The organism is Cellulomonas gelida, from assembly GCF_006538725.1.
GTDB classification, from domain to species: domain Bacteria; phylum Actinomycetota; class Actinomycetes; order Actinomycetales; family Cellulomonadaceae; genus Cellulomonas; species Cellulomonas gelida.
In genome coordinates this window covers 64,419-82,182 of sequence record NZ_BJLQ01000009.1, presented here as the reverse complement: position 1 = coordinate 82,182, position 17,764 = coordinate 64,419, and the positions used below count along the sequence as shown (strand labels likewise).

Sequence of the window (17,764 nt, the reverse complement as noted above, 5' to 3'; positions counted from 1 at the left end):
CGACCGCAATCCGACCGGCATCACGGCGCGATCACGCGACGACGGACGCATCCGCCCGTACGCTGCCTGGTGCCGAAGGAGGGCTGACCATGATCGACGTCGACGACGCGCGCCGCGCGCCGGGTCCCGACGTGCCCGCGACCCTCCGGCTCCTCGTCGTCGAGGACGACGAGGGGGACTGGATGCTGGCCTCCGAGCATCTCGCGGACTCCGGGCTCGACGCACGCCTCACCTGGGCGCGCACGCTCGACGAGGCGGCGCTGATGCTCGACGTCGACTGCGTGCTGCTGGACCTCGGGCTGCCCGACGCGTCGGGACTGCCGGCCCTGCGCCGACTGCTCGCGGCGGGCGCGCCACCCGTGATCGTGCTCACAGGACTCGCGGACTCGACCACGGGGCTCGCGGCCGTCGCGGCCGGCGCGCAGGACTACCTCGTCAAGAGCGACGTCGACGGCGAGCGGCTCGCGCGCTCGGTGCGGTACGCGATCGCGCGCCGCCAGCTCGAGCACGCGGACCGCGCGCTGTACCGCAGCCTCGTGCGCGAGCAGGAGACGACGCGGCTCGAGCAGGCGCTGCTGCCGCGTCCGGCCGTGAACGACCGGGCGCTCGAGCTGCTCGTCGGGTACCGCGCGGGGCGTGACGGCGTGCTGGGGGGCGACTTCTACGACGCGGTCGAGCGGCTCGACGGCACGGTGCTGGCGATCGTCGGTGACGTGTGCGGCCACGGGCCCGACGAGGCTGCGCTCGGAGCGACGCTGCGGACCGCGTGGCGCACGCTCGTGCTGGCGGGGGTCCCGACCGACGACCTGTTCGGCCTCCTGGAACGCGTGCTGGAGGCCGAGCGCCCCCGGGCGGAGATCTTCACGACCGTCGCGATGGTCGCCGTCGCGCCCGACCGACGGTCGGCCGACCTCTACCTCGCCGGGCACCCGGTGCCGCTCGTGCTCGGCACCCCGACGACACTCGCGAGCGCTGCACGGCGGGGCCGTGCCCTGGGCATCCCCGTGCCCGGCGGGTGGACACCGCTGCACCTCGACCTGCCCGCGAGCTGGCGCCTGCTGCTGTACACCGACGGGCTCATGGAGGCCACCCTCGCGGACTCGACCGAACGGATCGGCAAGCCGGGGTTGCTCGCGGTCGTGGACGAGTCGCTCGCGGCCGAGGCGCTGGACCCCGGCGGTCCCGACGTCGTCGAGCGCGTGATCGAGGGCGTCCGGACGCTGCACGGCGGCGACCTCGTGGACGACGCGGCCGTGGTCGTGGTCGGGTGGCGCGCGTGAGCCCGGAGCCCGGCGCGAACGGGCGTGCGCTGCGGTGGCAGCTGCAGCGGTGGTTCGCGGTGGTCGGCGTGCTGCTCGTCCTCGTCGTGGCGTTCGCGACCGTCGCCTACGTCCAGCAGGTGCGCCGCCAGGACATCGTCACGCAGGACCTGTTCGACGCGATCAGCGCGACGGACGGCGCCTACATCGCGCTGATCGACGCCGAGTCGGCCGTGCGCGGCTACGCCCTCACGGGTGACCCCGCTGCGCTGCAGCTGTACGAGAGCGAGCGCGCCGCGGCGACCCCGTTCCTCGACGTCGCGGCCGCCGTGACGCGGGTGCGCTCGGACCCCGAGACGACGCGTGCGGCCGAGCGCGCGCACGAGCTCGCGACGGCCTGGTACGCGGACTACGCCGACCCGCTCGTCGCGCAGATCGAGGCGCGAGGCCCGCAGTCGGTGCGCCGCGCGCAGGTCGAGGACGGCAGTGCGCAGTTCGCCGACGTGCGCACGGCGGTCACGGCCTTCGTCGAGCAGCTCCGGGCGGTGCGCGCGGACGTCGCGGGCGAGCTCACGGCGTGGACGCGCGGCGCGAGCACGGTCGTCCTGCTGCTCGCCGCCGCGATCGTCGTGCTGGGTGGGGCGACGTGGATCGCGCTGCGACGGTGGGTGCTCGAGCCGATCGAGGCGGTCGGGGCGGATGTCCGCCTGGTGGCCTCAGGACAGCTGGCGCACCCCGTGACGGTGCGCGGCCCGGGGGAGGTCGCGACGCTCGCGCGCGACGTCGAGCACATGCGCACGACGCTCGTCCAGCAGGTCGCGAACGTCGAGGCCGCGCACGCGCAGGTCGAGCAGGCGCACGCCCAGCTCGCCGCGCAGGCCGAGGAGCTGCGGCGTTCGAACCGGGACCTCGAGCAGTTCGCGTACGTCGCGTCGCACGACCTGCAGGAGCCGCTGCGCAAGGTCGCGAGCTTCACACAGCTCCTGCAGAAGCGCTACGGCGGACAGCTCGACGAGCGCGCCGACCAGTACATCCACTTCGCGGTCGACGGCGCCAAGCGCATGCAGCGGCTCATCCAGGACCTGCTCGGGTTCTCCCGCGTCGGGCGCGTCGGTCGCGAGGTCGTCGACGTCGACCTCGGGGACGCGCTGCGGACCGCGATCGAGCAGCAGTCCGAGGCGATCGAGGAGTCGGGCGCGTCGGTCTCGTACGACGACCTGCCGACCGTGCAGGGCGAGGAGGCGCTGCTCGTGCAGCTGTTCGCGAACCTTGTCGGCAACGCGGTCAAGTTCCACCGGCCGGACCAGCCGGCCCACGTGCGTGTCACCGCGCGCACGACCGACGAGGGCGTCGAGCTCGCGTGCGAGGACGACGGCATCGGGATCGACCCGCAGTACGCCGAGCGGGTCTTCGTCATCTTCCAGCGGCTGCACGCCAAGGACGTGTACGACGGCACCGGGATCGGCCTGGCGCTGTGCAAGAAGATCGTCGAGTTCCACGGCGGGCGCATCTGGCTCGAGCAGCCCGCCTCGGGGGTCGGCACCCGTGTGTGCTGGACCCTGCCGACCTCGGGCGTCGCCACGAACGACCCCGCACCCCCGACGACCGTCCCCGAGTCGCCGGCCACCGCCACGAACGGAGCACCGTGATGCCCGCAGCGCGCCAGACGATCGACGTCCTCCTCGTCGAGGACGACCCCGGTGACGTGCTCATGACGCGCGAGGCGTTCGAGCACAACAAGGTCAAGAACGCGCTGCACGTCGTCTCGGACGGGGTGAGCGCGCTCGAGTACCTGCGCAAGGAGGGCGAGTACGCGGACGCTCCCACGCCCGACCTGATCCTGCTCGACCTGAACCTGCCGCGCATGGACGGCCGTGAGGTCCTGCAGGCGCTCAAGGCCGACGACCGGCTGCGGTCGATCCCGGTCGTCGTGCTGACGACGTCCGAGTCCGAGGAGGACGTCGTGCGCTCCTACGCGCTGCACGCGAACGCCTACGTCACCAAGCCCGTCGACTTCGACGCGTTCATCACGATCGTGCGCCAGATCGACGAGTTCTTCGTCGAGGTCGTGCGGCTCCCGCGGCACTGAGCGGGCCGGCGGGAATCCACGCCGCTCGCGGCGCGTTGTGCACGCCAGACGTCCGACCGAGACGACAGGGAGTGCGCGTGCTGGACCCCAGCGAGATCTACGAGGTGGACCCGGTGGCTGCGGCCGAGGTCAGGGCCCGGTCAGTGGCACAGGGCAGCGGACCGGTGCTCGTGCACGCGGTGCGCGGGTTCGTCGACGCCGGCAGCACGGGACAGCTCGCGGTCGAGCACCTGGTCGAGGAGCTCCCGCACACGCGCCTGGCGACGTTCGACGCCGACCAGCTGGTCGACTACCGCTCCCGGCGGCCAGCCATGACCTTCGACGCGACCGCCTGGACGCACTACGAGGAGCCGCAGCTCGTCGTCGACCTCGTGCGTGACGGCGAGGGTGTGCCCTTCCTGCTGCTGCACGGCGCGGAGCCGGACGTGCAGTGGGAGCGATACGTCGCGGCTGTCCGGCAGCTCGTCGAGCGGTTCGACGTCCCGCTGACCATCGGGCTGCACGGCATCCCGATGGGGCTGCCGCACACCCGTCCGGTCTCCGTGACGGCGCACGCCACGCGCGACGAGCTCGTCGCCGACCACAAGTCGTGGTTCGGCCAGGTCCAGGTGCCGGCGAGCGCATCGGCGCTGCTCGAGCTGCGCCTGGGCGAGGCCGGCCACGACGCGATGGGCTTCGCGGTGCACGTCCCGCACTACCTCGCGCAGTCGCAGTACCCGCAGGCCACGATCGCGGCTCTGCGGGCAGTCGAGCGCGCGACGGGGCTCGACCTGCGTACGGGCGAGCTCGAGTCGGCCGCGACCGACGCGACGCTCGAGATCGAGCGGCAGGTCTCGCAGTCCGACGAGGTGCGGTCGCTCGTGACCGCGCTCGAGGAGCAGTACGACGCGTTCAGCCGCAACCTCGGCAGCACGAGCCTGCTCGCGCAGGCCACGGACCTGCCGACGGCCGACGAGCTGGGCGCCGAGTTCGAGCGCTTCCTGGCCCAGCAGGGCGACGACCCCGCCGGGCGCTGACCCGTCCCGCGTCACCCGTCCGGCCCACGCGCGGTCCGGTGTTTACCCAATCGTTGTCGAAATCTGGTCGAACGGGCGCCGGGAGGCGTGGCGCACGACACATCGGCGATGCAAAGATCGCTGACGTTGCAGTGGCGTGATCGCTTGACCGGTGCCGTCGCTCCCGGTTCTCCCGGGCGGCAGTCCCACCAGCCCTTGGCTGGCCCACCCGGTGCAGGACGTGAGGCATTGCGGCACGGACGCGGAGCAGTTCCGCGGCCGTCACCGAGTGGAACGACAAGGAAGCACGACATGGCGCAGGGTGCAGTCAAGTGGTTCAACGCTGAGAAGGGCTTCGGCTTCATCGCCCAGGACGGCGGCGGTGCCGACGTCTTCGTCCACTACTCCGCGATCGAGACGCAGGGTTACCGGACGCTCGAGGAGGGTCAGCGCGTGGAGTTCGAGATCACGCAGGGCCAGAAGGGTCCGCAGGCGGAGCACGTCCGCCCGGTCTGACCTCGGGCGCTCGACGTCGAGCGTCGGACGAGTCCGCGAAGGGGCCGACCCGTCAGGGTCGGCCCCTTCGTCGTCCCCGCGCGCGAGTCGTCCCATCCGCCGTGCCCGTGCCCCCGGGGCGCGCTCGTGCGTGGACGCGGTCAGCTCGGGTCGGGCGGCGGGTCCCGCAGGACCGGCGCTGCGCCGACGAGGGTCGTGAGGTCGTCTCCGCGCAGCAGGCGGGCCGGTGCCGGCAGGCTGCGGACCGCGCGCGCGAGGCCCGCGACCGCGAGCAGCTGGGGGTCGTCGGTGGCGGCGAGCACGACGTTGCCGTAGCCACGTCCGCGCAGCAGCGCGGGCTCGGCGATCGCGACGACGTCGGTGAGCACGTCCGCGAGCGTGGCCGCCTCGCTGCGGGCACGCACGAGCCCCGCGCCATCGGCGCAGTTGACGAGGTAGAGGCCGCCGGGCCGCAGCACCCGGGCGACGTCGCGCACCATCTCGACGGTCGTGACGTGCGACGGCGTGGAGTCCCCGGCGAACACGTCGCGCACGACGACGTCCGCGGAGGCGGCGGGGAGCAGGGCGAGCTGGGCGCGTGCGTCGCCGGCCCGGATCCGCAGCGCGGGGGAGCGCGGCAGCGCGAACCAGGTGCGCACGAGCTCGGGCAGCTGGGCGTCGAGCTCGATCGCGATCTGGCGCGAGCCGGGCCGGACGTGGTCGATCGCGCGCGCGAGCGCGCACCCCGCCGCCCCGAGGTGCACGACGTCGAGCGCGTCGCCGGGGCGCAGCACGTCGACGACCAGCGCCATCTGCTGCATGTACTCGAACGCGAGGACGCCGGGGTCCTCGAGGTCGAGGTAGGAGCTGGGCACGCCGTTGACCAGCACCGTGGCGCCCGAGGAGTGGTCGGGGTCGGGGACGACCTCGACCGTGCCCGTGGGGATCGTGACCGGACCGGACGGCCACGCCGCGCGGAGCGTGCGGACGTCGGACCGGGAGCCCGGGCGTCCGCCGGAGCCGGGGGATGTGGGTGGTCGGTGAGAGCCTTGGCGTCGTCCACGGTCGGGCATGCGTCGACCCTAAGGCTCGCCCGGGGGCTCCTCGTCCCGGCGGTTGCGGGCCGGGAGCGCTTGACGCGGATCGAACAGACGTTCGATACTGGCGAGACGCGAATGCGGGACACGGACTCAGGACACGGGACTCACCGGCGACGGGCCGGACGGCGCGAGGCGGAGGTGGCGAGATGGTGGCAGTGGTGCACGCGGGCCGCGCTCAGGAGCTGCTGGCGCGCGCCGATGCGGAGCTGCTCGCCGCCCAGTACTCCGCGGAGCCGTGGGAGAGGTTCGGGCACGCCCACCTGGCCGGCCTGCGGGCCGGTGCGGCGGTGGTCGCGCGCCGTGGCACCCCCACCGGCCGGGGCGCGCCGCGCACGGTCTGGGGGATGCTCACCCAGGTGGCACCCGAGCTCGAGCGTCTCGCGCGGTTCTTCGCCGACGGCGCCGCGCTGCGTTCGGCGATCGACGCGGGCCGGTTCGACCAGGTCGACGAGGACCGTGCCGAGCGCACGCTCTGCGCCGCCGAGGACCTGGTGGATGCCGCGCGCGAGCTCGTCCACGAGCTCGACGCGCAGGACGCCGCCGAGCGTGGCGCCGCCCCGCGCATGCTCTCGGTGCGTGCCTCATGAGCAGGGCGCCCCGCGCGGCACAGGTGCGCCGGAGCTGGGGGTCCAGCGAGGACGGCTGCTCGATCCTGCACGTGGACATGGACGCGTTCTTCGCGTCGGTCGAGCTCGCGCGACGGCCGCAGCTGCGCGGGCTGCCGGTGATCGTGGGTGGCGCAGCGCGCGGCGTCGTGCTCGCGGCGACCTATGAGGCCCGCGCGTTCGGGGTGCACTCGGCGATGCCCATGGCCGCCGCGATGCGCCTGTGCCCGCAGGCCGTCGTGGTACCGCCCGACCACAGTGCCTACCACGAGGTCTCGGTCGGCGTCATGGAGGTGCTCTCCGACGTGACGGCACTGGTGGAGCAGGTGAGCGTCGACGAGGCGTTCCTCGACGTCGCGGGGGCCAGACGACGGCTCGGGCCCCCGACACAGATCGCTGAGGCCATCAGACGGGTGGTGCGCGAGCGTTACGGGATCACGTGCTCGGTCGGCATCGCGTCGACCAAGTTCGTCGCGAAGATCGCGTCGGGCAACGCCAAGCCGGACGGGGTGCTGCTGGTGCCCAAGGCCGCGACGGTGGAGTTCCTCCGTGCCCTGCCCGTCGGGGCCCTGTGGGGCGTCGGCGAACGCACCGAGGTGGCGCTCGGCCGGTGGGGGATCACGACCGTGGCCGAGCTCGCGGACAGTGACGTGACGACCGTGCAGCGCGCTGTGGGCAAGGTCGCGGGTGCGCACCTGCACGACCTCGCGTGGGGTCGGGACCCACGGCCCGTCAGCCCGGGGCGCGAGGAGAAGTCGATCGGCGCGGAGGAGACGTTCGTCACGGACGAGCACGACCTCGGCGTCGTCCAGGCCAAGGCCCTGGAGCTCGCCGACCGGTGCGCGCGCCGGCTCCGGCAACGCTCGCTGGTTGCCCGGACGGTCACGGTCAAGGTCCGTACGGCGGACTTCAAGACCCTCACGCGCTCGCGGACCCTGGCCACCCCGACGGACGTCGGGCGGGAGATCTACCTGGCGTCGCGCGCGCTGCTGGCGGGCGTGGACCTGGGGGGACTGCCGGTCCGGCTCGTCGGCGTGCGGGTCGAGATGCTGTCGCCCGTGTCCGCCGCCGTCCGCCAGCCGACGTTCGCGGAGGTCGACGACCAGGTGGACGGCACGGACGGTGCGCACCGGGAGGCCGAGCGCGCCATGGACCAGGTCCGGGACAAGTTCGGAGCCCGCGCGATCCGGTCTGCCGCCGCGATCCCGGCGCCGTCGTCGGCCCGCCCGACTACCACCTTCCAGGTGGCGGATCTATCCTGATGCCGACACGTTCATCGACATGACCATCGGGGGTCGGGATGCCTCTCTCTGAGTACGAGCAGCGCGTCCTGGAGCAGATGGAGCGCCAGCTCGCGACTGACGATCCGCGCCTGGCGAACACGCTCACGCAGCGTGGCCGTCGCGCTGTCGGGCGCTACGTCGTGGCCGGGATCGGTGCGGCCGTCGGCCTGTTGCTGCTCGTGATCGGAGCCGCGGGCAGTCTTCCGCTGCTCGGGGTCGTGGGCTTCATCGTGATGTTCGCCGCGGTCGCCTACGCGTTCGCGCGGCCGCACCGCCAGTCCGGGCCGACCGGCGTCGTGACCGAGGACGGCGGTGTGCGCAAGCACGGCGGTCAGAAGTCCTCCCGTGGCCGGGCCAAGGGCCAGAGCTTCATGTCACGCATGGAGGAGCGCTGGGACCGCCGTCGCGGCGAGGGCGGTCTCTGACCCCCGGACCCCGCGCGGCGTCGCCCGTGGTCCGGTCGTCTCACTGACTGGTCGTGCCGGCCGGTCGGCATCTCACCCACGCCGTCCGTGGTGGGGTGAACTTCGTCATGCCCCGCGCGAGCGACATGGCGGGCGCGCGCCACGTGCCCAGCGCCAAGCGAGATGCCCGGTGCGAGCCGCATGGCGCCGTGCGAGCGGCATACCCGGTGCGGGTGCACCGGGCGCGAGCGATGGCGACCGACGCCTCAGCGTCGCGCGGTCTGACCGGTGCGGCTGACCCTCGCCCGCACCGCGCGCACAGCCTGGGTGAGTCGACTCGTGCGGGCCACGCCCGCGCCGCGCGCACCGGCGACCACCTGGTCGGCCCAGCGCACGGTCGCGCCGGGCTCGGGTGCCACGGGTTGCCGCGCATAGCGCTCCTGCTCGACCGCGCGTGCGAGCGAGCGCAGCGCCTCGACGGACGCGTCGTCGAGTGCACCCCCACCCGCGCGCTCGACCTGCCGCACGACGACAGGCACGGCGGCGCGAGGGGTCGTCGCCGCCGTCCACCGGACACCGAGCCGTGCGAGGCCACGGCGCAGCCGTGCCCACGCCTGCTCGGGCGTCAGGTCGGCGAGCACGCGCGCGCGACGACGCGCGAGGACGGTCACGACGAGCGCCGCCAGCAGCAGCACCACGGCCACGGTGATCGCGACCGGGATCCATGTCGAGCGCTCGGTGGTGGTCACGGTGCCCTGCCCGCCCGTCGCCGGGGCGGTGCTGCCGGTCTGCGGGCCGGCCGTCGGGATCGCCTCGTCGCTCGGGAAGGGTCCTCCGCCGGCGTTGGCGAACGGGTCGCTCCACGGCGGCGGCGCGCCGGTCTGCACGGCGGGAGTCGGCTCGAAGCGCGTCCAGCCGAAGCCCTCGAAGTAGATCTCGGGCCACGCGTGCGACTGCTGGCCCGTGATGACGTAGGAGTCGCCGTCGGCCGCGCCGGGCAGGAAGCCGACCGCGACGCGCGCGGGCAGGCCCAGGGAGCGCGCCATGACCGTCATGGCGGTCGCGAACTGCACGCAGTAGCCCTGACGTGACTCGAGGAAGTCCCAGACGGGGTCGTCGGTGCGGGCGGGGGCGACGCGGGTGTCGTAGGTGAAGTTCGCGGCCGAGCGCAGGTAGGTCTGCAGCGCGAGCGCGCGCTCGTACGGCGTGCCCGCATCGGCCTCGTCGGCCACCTGGTTCGCGAGCGCGCGGATGTCGTCGGCGTGCGAGCTCGCGGGCACCTCGAGCGCCCGCGGGTCACCGGGGTCGCCCACCGTGGCGTTCTCGAGGTCGTCTGCCGTCAGGGAGGGGATCTCGACGACCATCGAGAACTGCATGCCCTCGAACGTCTTCTCGGCCCCGTCGACCTGGTCACGTGGCACGTCGTACGTCCAGTCGCCCTCGATGGCGAGCGTGCGCGGGAACGTCGGGATCGGGAGCTGCCGGTCCTCGAGCGCTCCGACCTCGGCGTCGACGATCGCGAGCGTGCCGCGTGCGGCGTCGGGGGCTGTGCCCAGCAGGTCGGGGTCCGGGGTGAGCAGGCCCTCGAGGTCGCGCACGGGGACGGTGCTGTCGGACGCCGAGTCGGCGTGCCACGACCGGCCGTCGAAGGACAGCAGCGTGAACGCGCGCAGCGGGCCGACCGAGTTCGCGTTGACGGGGCGTGCCGCGCTCGCGGTGGCCGTCGGAGTCGGAGCGGCCGAGTCGTCCTGCTCGTCGGCCTGGTCCTGCGCGACCTCGTCGGGGCTGCGCACCTGGTAGCGCAGGACGGCGCGGTCGGTGCGTCCGCCGAGGCTCTCGCGCACGTCGAGGTCCGAGGTCAGGTCGACGGGCCCGCCGCCACCGGAGCCGAACCGCGGCAGCCCCCACGACGACCAGCCGGGCAGCCCGGCCAGTGCGGGACCCGCGACGAGCGCGACGACGAGCACGCACGCGGCGGACAGCCCGGCGAGGCTCGCGCGCCGCGCGTCGTCGTCGCGGGTGCCGCGGGGCGCGACGCTCAGGGCGAGCAGAAGCAGGTAGAGCAGGCCGGTCCAGAACAGGGCGGAGCCGCGCGCAGGGAAGCCGAGCACGATCGTCGGCGTCCACATCGAGGCGAAGGCGACGCCCGCCAGCGCGGGCATGCCGAGCCCGACGGCGAGCAGGTCCGCCGCCAGGAAGACGAGCAGCGCGCCGACCGCGAGCAGGAGCTCGAGGGGTCGGACGACGTCGACGGGCACGACCGCCACCTGGACGACGTGCAGCCCCTCTGACCACAGCGCGGTCGTGCGCTCCCACGACGAGAGGTCGGGGACCAGCTGGAGCCGGCCGGGCGGCTGACCGTACCGCAGCACGACCGCGACGAACGCGACGACGAGCCCGACGACGCTCGGTACCCACACAGCGCGGGTGACTGCGCGCACCGCGACGACGCTCGCGGCGACCACGAGGACCATCGCGGTGACCGCACCCCGCCAGGGCACGGTGCCGAGCAGGTTCGTGAGCGCGTGCAGGGACGCCAGCGTCGCGAGGGCGCACAGCGTCGTGGCGAGCACGGCGCGCCACCCGCGCGGGGCCGTGACGTTGAGCGGGCTCATCGCGTGCTCCCGAGCAGTCGCAGCCAGCAGTCGACGAGCGGCTCGCCGGGCGTGGCCTCGCACGCGCGCCACCCGGCCCGCCGCAGCGCGGCGACCGTGTGCTCGGCGTCGCGCCGCTCGCCCGCGTGCTGCGGGTCGGTGCGCACGATCGCCCACCCCTGCGCGGTGTCGGCGACGTGTGCGAGCGCGCTGCGTGCTCCGGCGCCCAGCGGACCGAGCACGCCCAGGACGATCTCGCCGCCCGCCTCGGTGCTCTCGAGCAGGTGCGCGCCGCGCACGAGCCTGGCCTGCGCCTCGGTGCTGCCCCGGGGGGCTTCCAGGTCGACCGTGCGGTCGAGCAGCGCGGCCCGTGCGCCGTCGTGGCGCGTGTGGACGAACGGGACTCCCGTGAGGGTGCTGTGCTCGCTGACGCCGTCGAGCAGGCGGACGGGGTGACCCGCCTCGAGCATGGCCAGCGCGATCGACGCCGCGAGCGAGATGGTCCACTCGACGTGCGGGCCGCGGCTGGGCATGTCGAGCAGCACCGAGACCGGGCGCATGCCCGCACGCTCGTCGGACCGCACCAGGAGCTCGCCGCGCCGCGCGCTGCTGCGCCAGTGCACGCGGCGCAGGTCGTCGCCCTCGTGGTAGTCGCGCAGCGAGGCGTCGTCTGTCGACGGCGACCGCGCGCCCAGTGCCACGCGGTCGGGCTCGCCGATCAGCACGTCCGAAGGCGTGGGGAGGGGGACGATCGTGGGCCAGACCGTCACCTCTGCCTGCTCGCCGAGCGTGGTGGTGCTCGCCACGGTGCCGAACAGGTCGGTCCGGGTCACGACGAGCGGGCCGAGCGGCCAGCGTCCGCGCCGTGCGGCCTCGACCCCGTAGGACACGAGGACGATGCCGGGCGAACGCTGCACGCGTGCCCGCAACGGGCGTCCCGCGGACAGCTCCGTGGCGGCCTGCTCCGCGAACTTCAGCCCGGCGAGCCTGGCGCGCCCGCTCGGGTCGCTCGACGTGATGCGGACCTCGACGCCGACCCGCTCACCCGCGTGGACGGGGTTGGGCAGGACGAGCCGCTGGACGGTGAGCGGACGGCGCGTGCCGCCCGCGTCCAGCCAGGCGACGACCCCCGCACTCGCGGCGACGACGACGAGGGCCAGCGCGCCGATCCGTACGACGTCGCGTGAGCCCATGCCGATGCCGACCAGGACGAGGGCCAGACCGGTCGCGGCGAGCGCCCAGCCCCGCAGAGTGGGCCGCAGCAGCATCAGATGGCGCGCCGCGCACTCGCGACGCCGGCGGTCGCGCTCGGGGCGTGGGTGGGTCCTGCGGCGGGCAGCGGCACGCTCTCGACGAGGCTCGCGACGATCGACTCCGTGCTGCGGCCCGACAGCCGCGACTCGGTGCTGGGCAGGAGCCGGTGGGCGAGGACCGCGGGCGCGAGCTGTTGCACGTCGTCGGGCAGCACGTGGTCGCGGCCGTCGATCGCGGCGACGCCCTTGGCGGCACGCAGGAGCTGGATCGCCGCGCGCGGCGAGGCCCCGAGCCGCAGCCCGGGCTCCTGACGCGTCGCCCCGACGAGGTCGACGACGTAGCGCTTGACCGCGGGCGACGCGTACAGCCGACGCGTGATCTCGATGAGCCGCGCGACGTGCGCGGCGTCGGTCACGGCCTGCAGGCCCGCGAGGGGGTCGGAGGTCTCCTGCAGGTCGAGCATGTCGAGCTCGGACTGCACGCTGGGGTAGCCGACCGTCAGGCGTGCCATGAACCGGTCGCGCTGGGCCTCGGGCAGCGGGTAGGTGCCCTCCATCTCGACGGGGTTCTGCGTCGCGACGACGAAGAACGGCCGGGGGAGCCGGTACGTGCGCCCGTCGACGGTCGCCTGCCCCTCCTGCATGCACTCGAGCAGCGCCGACTGCGTCTTGGGGGAGGCGCGGTTGATCTCGTCGCCGATGACGACGTGCGCGAACACGGGCCCGGGCCGGAACTCGAACTCGTTCGTCTGCGCGCGGAAGATGTTGACGCCCGTGAGGTCGCTCGGCATGAGGTCGGGCGTGAACTGGATGCGGCCGACGCTGCAGTCGATCGTGCGTGCGAGCGCCTTGGCGAGCGTCGTCTTGCCGACCCCGGGCACGTCCTCGAGGAGCAGGTGGCCCTCGGCGAGCAGCACCGCGAGCGTGGTGCGTACGAGCTCGGGACGACCGGTGACGACGTGCTCGATCGCGGTACGCATCCGGTCGGTCGTGGCGACGAGGTCCGAGAGCTCGTCGGACGAGGGAACGGACTGCAGCATGGGCGCCTCCTTTGGCGGTCGGGGACGAGCCTACGACGCGGTACGTCCGGTCGGGGCTGCCTTGTCGCAGTTCCACCCGCACGCCCCGCGCCAGGGGCCGTCAGGGGCGTCGCGGTCGCGCTGATCGCCTTGTTCGCCCGAGCCCCCCACTTGCCTCCACCTCGCACGTCGCGGCGTCGCCGCAGCGCCCGTTGATATGGGGTCAGAACGGGACGAGCGCGGACATTCCGACCGTCGGCCCGGCTCTGTCGCCCGAGGCGACCCTCGCGGGACGCGAAATCTCCTCCACTTCTCCCCACCCCCTCTGACCTGCATAAACGCATGCCGTTCGGGTGAAAACAGGGGTCCGTCAAGGTGCGGGTGGAGCAAAGTGGAGTACCGTGGGGGCACGTGGTGAGGCAGGGAGTGAACGGGTTTCGCACCGTCGTTCAGGTCGCACCGCGGGCCGGTCTCCGGACCGGCGGAAGGTCAGTCAGCCGCCCCGGGACCGGGTCGGTGAGGTGCGGTCGGCGAGGCGGCGGGACCGAAGGGTCGGCCGGCGGAGGGAGGCGAGGTGTCGCATGAGACCGTCGGCATCCTCGGCTCGGGCATGCCCTTCCTCGGCACCTACACGCCTCGCCTCGACGACAAGGGCCGGCTCATCCTCCCGGCCAAGTTCCGGCCTCAGCTCGCGCAGGGACTGGTCATGACGCGCGGTCAGGAGCGCTGCCTCTTCCTGCTCCCGCTGGACGAGTTCCGCCGGTACCACGACCAGCTGCGGCAGGCGCCCGTCACGAGCAAGCAGGCGCGCGACTACCTGCGCGTGTTCCTGTCCGGGGCGAGCGACGAGCTGCCCGACAAGCAGGGCCGCATCTCCATCCCGCCGATGCTGCGGCAGTACGCCGGGCTCGACCGCGAGGTCGCCGTGATCGGCGCCGGGACGCGCGTCGAGATCTGGGACCTCGCGGCCTGGGAGACGTACCTCGCCGAGCAGGAGGCCGGCTACGCCGACGCGACCGAGGAGGTCTTCCCGCAGGGCAGGTGGTGAGGCCGAACCGCCGACCACACGGACTAACCGCACGACGACGAGCACGACGACAGCCGCACGACGAGCACCGCACCACGACGAGCCCGGCTCCCGCCCGACGAGACCTCCTCCCGACCGCTCTGCCGCACTTCCCCGCGGCAGAGGGCCGGTGGGGGATCTGGTCGGACGGCGGAGGGGCTGCCCGACCACCAGCCACGAGCACGAGAGCGCGAGAGGGGGACCGCATGACCGAGTCGAACGAGCCGACGAACGAGCCCGACGCCGCCTCGCGCCACGTGCCGGTCCTGCTCGAGCGCTGCCTCGAGCTGCTCGCCCCCGCGCTCGAGGTCGAGGGCGCCGTGATGGTGGACTCGACGCTCGGCATGGGCGGTCACACCGAGGGGGTGCTCCGGCGCTTCCCGCACGTGCGGGTCGTCGGCCTCGACCGTGACACGCAGGCGATCGCGCTCGCGAGCGAGCGGCTCGCGCCGTTCGGCGACCGGTTCACGGGCGTGCACGCGGTGTACGACGAGATCCGCGACGTCCTGGCCGAGCTCGGCATCCCCGCGGTGCAGGGCGTGCTCATGGACCTCGGGGTCTCGTCGCTGCAGCTCGACGAGGTCGAGCGGGGCTTCTCGTACGCGCAGGACGCGCCGCTCGACATGCGGATGGACGCCACCTCGGGTCTGACCGCGGCCGACGTCCTCAACACCTACGACGAGCGTGACCTGGCCCGCGTGCTGCGCACGTACGGCGAGGAGCGGTTCGCGCCGCGCATCGCACGCTCGATCGTGCGTGCCCGGCAGGAGGCGCCGCTGACCCGCACGGGCGAGCTCGTCGACCTGGTCCGCGCGAGCATCCCGGCCGCCAAGCGGCAGACGGGCGGCCACCCGGCCAAGCGCACGTTCCAGGCGCTGCGGATCGAGGTCAACCACGAGCTCGACGCGCTCGCCGCGGCGATCCCCGAGTCGATCGAGGCGCTGGCCGTCGGCGGACGGATCGTCGTCGAGGCGTACCAGTCGCTCGAGGACCGCATGGTCAAGCAGGCGTTCGCGCTCGGCGCGAGCGTGAGCGCGCCGCCCGACCTGCCGGTCGTCCCGGACAGCCACCAGCCGTACCTGCGCCTGGTGACCCGCGGTGCGGAGGAGGCCGACGAGGCCGAGCTCGCGCGCAACCCGCGCTCGCAGTCCGTGCGACTGCGCGCGGCCGAACGCCTTCGTCCCACCCCCGACCACCTGCGACCCGCACCGAGGAGGGCAGCATGAGTGCCAGCAGCGCCGCCCGCGCGTACCCCGCTCCGAGCCGCCCCGCGTCCGCGGCCGGGGCTCGTCCCACGCCGCTCGAGGCGCCCGCGCGTCAGGCGTCGCCGCGACTGCGGCTGGTGCGCGCGCCGGCCCACGGGCGCACCCGGGTCCCGTTCGTCCTCGTCTGCATGGGTGTGCTGGCCGCGGCGCTGCTGTCCGCGCTGCTGCTGAACACCCAGATGGCGAAGAACTCCTACGAGAACTACGACCTGTCGAACGAGCTGGGCAGGCTCGACCAGGACGCGCAGGACCTGTCCGCCGCGCTCGACCAGAAGGCCTCGCCCGCGCAGCTCGCCAAGGCCGCGAGCGCGCTCGGCATGGTCCCGTCCGACGGGACGGGCTGGATCCGGCTGTCCGACGGGGCGGTGCAGGCCGCAGCCGGCGGGCGCTGATGACGGACGTCACCGAGCGCCGGGCCCCACGCTCCCCGCGTGGCGGTCCGGCCGCTCGGCCCGGCAGCGGGCACAGTGGCCCCGTGAGCTCCACGACGGTGCGCCGTGCACCGGGTCCGCGCGAGCCGCAGGGCGGTGCGGACAAGCCCGCGCGCCCGCGCGGCACGCCGCCGATCGTGGTCCCGCGGCGTGAGCAGCCCGCCCCGGCGGGTCGTCACGCCCGGCTGCTGGTGCTCGTCGTCGTCCTCGCGCTGGTCGTCGCGGCGTTCGCGGGACGGCTCGTGTACGTCCAGGCGGTCCGCGGCCCGTCGCTCGCGCAGGAGGCGCGCGACAAGCGGCTGTCGACCTACGCGGTCATCGGGGCGCGCGGCCAGATCACGGATCGCGACGGCGTCGCGCTGGCGAGCTCGGTCGAGCGGTACAACATCTCGGTCAACCAGGTCCTGGTGGGGGAGTACCGCGGCGACGGCACCGACGAGGACCCGCCCGGTGCGCTGGGCGTCGCGCGCAGGCTCGCCCCGCTGCTCGAGAAGGACGCCGCGGTGCTCGGCGGCGAGCTCGTCGGCGACCGGAAGTTCAAGTACCTGGTCAAGGGCGTGCTGCCGACCGTCGCGCGCGAGATCTTCAAGATGCGGCTGCCGGGCATCAACATCGACAAGGTCGCCGACCGCGTCTACCCGAACGGCAACCTCGCGGGCAACCTGATCGGGTTCGTCAACTCCAACGGGCAGGGCCTCGAGGGGCTCGAGGCCTCGCTCGACGAGCGGCTCAAGGGCACGCCCGGCACCGAGGTGGTCGAGCGCGGCGCCAAGGGCCAGCAGGTGCCGGGCGGCTACTTCGAGGACACGCCCGCGACCAGCGGCGAGTCGGTGCGCCTCACGATCGACTCGGACATCGCCTGGAAGGCGCAGAGCCTGCTCGACGCCCAGGTCAAGGCGACGGGCGCCGACTCGGGCACGGTCGTCGTGCTGGACGTGCGCACCGGCGAGCTCCTCGCGCTGGCCGACTCGGGTGCGCGGGACCCGAACAAGCCCGGCGACTCGTCGGGCGGCTCGCTCGCACCGTCGATCTCGAACATCTTCGAGCCCGGCTCGACGGGCAAGGTCATCACGATGGCCGCGGTGCTCGAGGAGGGCCTCGTCACGCCGACGGACACGTGGACCGTCCCGTACCAGCTGACGATCGAGAACGGGCAGACGTTCCGGGACTCGCACCCGCACGAGACGCAGCACCTGACCACGACGGGCGTGCTCGCGGAGTCGTCGAACACCGGGACCGTGCAGATCGGCTCCCTGCTGACGACCGAGCAGCGCTACCAGTGGCTCGAGCGGTTCGGCCTCGGGAGCAAGACGGGCATCGAGCTCTCGGGCGAGTCGGCCGGGTTCTTCGCCGACCGCAACAACAACCGCACGCCGTACGCGGTGCTGTTCGGCCAGGCAGTCGCGGTCAACGCGCTCCAGGCGACCCAGGTCTTCGCGACGGTGGCCAACGGCGGCGTGCGCGTGCAGCCCCACGTCATCAAGGGCTGGACGTCGACCGACGGCCGGTACTCCGAGGCCGACCCCGCACCGAGCACGCGCATCGTCTCGGAGAAGACCGCCGCGGACGTCATGTCGATGCTCGAGTCCGTGGTCGACGACGGGACCGGGTCGAGCGCCGCGATCCCCGGGTACCGCGTCGCCGGCAAGACGGGCACCGCGCAGAACTGGGTCAAGGGCAAGCAGGGGATCACGGCGTCCTTCATCGGCGTGGTCCCGGCCGACGAGCCGCGGCTGGCGATCAGCGTGATCCTGCACAACCCGCGCACGTCGGAGTACGGCGGCGTCGTCGCGGCCCCGGTCTTCCGGGACATCGGCACGTACGCGCTCAGCGAGCTCGGTGTGCCGCCGTCGGGCGCCAAGGCGACGCTCTTCCCCACGACGTGGTGAGCACACGCCTGACGCCG

16 protein-coding genes are annotated in these 17,764 nt (G+C 73.7%); 12 read left to right on the top strand and 4 right to left on the bottom strand.

The window, feature by feature from the left end; all coding sequences use genetic code 11:
- The first annotated feature begins 89 nt into the window (after window positions 1-89).
- The 5 genes from CGE01nite_RS06150 to CGE01nite_RS06130 all read left to right on the top strand — a co-directional run bounded on the left by CGE01nite_RS06150 (window position 90) and on the right by CGE01nite_RS06130 (window position 4,859).
- Entirely contained in the window at window positions 90-1,280 is a 1,191-nt protein-coding gene (locus CGE01nite_RS06150; RefSeq protein WP_141369630.1) for a PP2C family protein-serine/threonine phosphatase, read from the top strand.
- Window positions 1,277-2,908 carry a sensor histidine kinase gene (locus CGE01nite_RS06145; protein WP_141369628.1) on the top strand — a complete coding sequence of 544 codons (1,632 nt, stop codon included), beginning with the start codon at window positions 1,277-1,279 and terminating at the stop codon, window positions 2,906-2,908. The genes CGE01nite_RS06150 and CGE01nite_RS06145 overlap by 4 nt, the downstream gene beginning before the upstream one ends.
- On the top strand, window positions 2,908-3,348 hold the full coding sequence (locus tag CGE01nite_RS06140; protein ID WP_048342903.1) for a response regulator: 441 nt from the start codon (window positions 2,908-2,910) through the stop codon (window positions 3,346-3,348). The genes CGE01nite_RS06145 and CGE01nite_RS06140 overlap by 1 nt, the downstream gene beginning before the upstream one ends.
- A gap of 77 nt (window positions 3,349-3,425) precedes the next feature.
- Complete coding sequence (locus CGE01nite_RS06135; protein ID WP_141369626.1) at window positions 3,426-4,364, top strand: proteasome assembly chaperone family protein; 939 nt, start codon at window positions 3,426-3,428, stop codon at window positions 4,362-4,364.
- A gap of 291 nt (window positions 4,365-4,655) precedes the next feature.
- A complete protein-coding gene (locus CGE01nite_RS06130) occupies window positions 4,656-4,859 on the top strand; it encodes a cold-shock protein (RefSeq protein ID WP_048342902.1) in 204 nt (67 codons plus the stop codon).
- A 140-nt stretch (window positions 4,860-4,999) separates the two neighbouring features.
- Here the strand turns inward: CGE01nite_RS06130 and CGE01nite_RS06125 are convergent, their stop codons facing one another.
- On the bottom strand, window positions 5,000-5,911 hold the full coding sequence (locus CGE01nite_RS06125) for a spermidine synthase (RefSeq protein ID WP_141369624.1): 912 nt from the start codon (window positions 5,909-5,911) through the stop codon (window positions 5,000-5,002).
- Between the two features lie 173 nt (window positions 5,912-6,084).
- Between CGE01nite_RS06125 and CGE01nite_RS06120 the strand changes: the two genes are divergently transcribed.
- From CGE01nite_RS06120 to CGE01nite_RS06110, 3 genes are read left to right on the top strand one after another with little or no spacing between them, the layout of a single operon-like run.
- Window positions 6,085-6,525 (top strand): SAV_6107 family HEPN domain-containing protein, encoded by a 441-nt coding sequence (locus CGE01nite_RS06120; RefSeq protein WP_048342901.1) that lies wholly within the window; start codon window positions 6,085-6,087, stop codon window positions 6,523-6,525.
- A complete protein-coding gene (gene dinB, locus CGE01nite_RS06115) occupies window positions 6,522-7,805 on the top strand; it encodes a DNA polymerase IV (protein ID WP_141369622.1) in 1,284 nt (427 codons plus the stop codon). Before CGE01nite_RS06120 ends, dinB begins: the two co-directional genes overlap by 4 nt.
- 38 nt (window positions 7,806-7,843) lie before the next feature.
- Complete coding sequence (locus CGE01nite_RS06110) at window positions 7,844-8,251, top strand: SCO2097 family morphological protein (RefSeq protein WP_048342899.1); 408 nt, start codon at window positions 7,844-7,846, stop codon at window positions 8,249-8,251.
- Window positions 8,252-8,496: 245 nt separating this feature from the next.
- On the opposite strand, the gene CGE01nite_RS06105 is transcribed toward CGE01nite_RS06110, so the two are convergent.
- Genes CGE01nite_RS06105 through CGE01nite_RS06095 form a run of 3 tightly spaced genes read right to left on the bottom strand, consistent with a single transcriptional unit; the run spans window position 8,497 to window position 13,117 of the window.
- Complete coding sequence (locus CGE01nite_RS06105; protein WP_141369620.1) at window positions 8,497-10,845, bottom strand: transglutaminase domain-containing protein; 2,349 nt, start codon at window positions 10,843-10,845, stop codon at window positions 8,497-8,499.
- A complete protein-coding gene (locus CGE01nite_RS06100; protein WP_048342897.1) occupies window positions 10,842-12,092 on the bottom strand; it encodes a DUF58 domain-containing protein in 1,251 nt (416 codons plus the stop codon). Before CGE01nite_RS06100 ends, CGE01nite_RS06105 begins: the two co-directional genes overlap by 4 nt.
- Window positions 12,092-13,117 (bottom strand): AAA family ATPase, encoded by a 1,026-nt coding sequence (locus CGE01nite_RS06095; RefSeq protein WP_141369618.1) that lies wholly within the window; start codon window positions 13,115-13,117, stop codon window positions 12,092-12,094. The genes CGE01nite_RS06100 and CGE01nite_RS06095 overlap by 1 nt, the downstream gene beginning before the upstream one ends.
- 589 nt (window positions 13,118-13,706) lie before the next feature.
- Here CGE01nite_RS06095 and mraZ point away from each other — a divergent pair.
- The 4 genes from mraZ to CGE01nite_RS06075 all read left to right on the top strand — a co-directional run bounded on the left by mraZ (window position 13,707) and on the right by CGE01nite_RS06075 (window position 17,747).
- Window positions 13,707-14,144 carry a division/cell wall cluster transcriptional repressor MraZ gene (mraZ, locus tag CGE01nite_RS06090; protein WP_048342930.1) on the top strand — a complete coding sequence of 146 codons (438 nt, stop codon included), beginning with the start codon at window positions 13,707-13,709 and terminating at the stop codon, window positions 14,142-14,144.
- A gap of 224 nt (window positions 14,145-14,368) precedes the next feature.
- Window positions 14,369-15,388 carry a 16S rRNA (cytosine(1402)-N(4))-methyltransferase RsmH gene (rsmH, locus tag CGE01nite_RS06085; protein WP_048342895.1) on the top strand — a complete coding sequence of 340 codons (1,020 nt, stop codon included), beginning with the start codon at window positions 14,369-14,371 and terminating at the stop codon, window positions 15,386-15,388.
- Window positions 15,385-15,819, top strand: a complete 435-nt coding sequence (gene ftsL, locus CGE01nite_RS06080) for a cell division protein FtsL (RefSeq protein ID WP_141369616.1) — start codon at window positions 15,385-15,387, stop codon at window positions 15,817-15,819. Before rsmH ends, ftsL begins: the two co-directional genes overlap by 4 nt.
- A gap of 83 nt (window positions 15,820-15,902) precedes the next feature.
- A complete protein-coding gene (locus CGE01nite_RS06075; protein ID WP_229747438.1) occupies window positions 15,903-17,747 on the top strand; it encodes a peptidoglycan D,D-transpeptidase FtsI family protein in 1,845 nt (614 codons plus the stop codon).
- Window positions 17,748-17,764 lie beyond the last annotated feature (17 nt).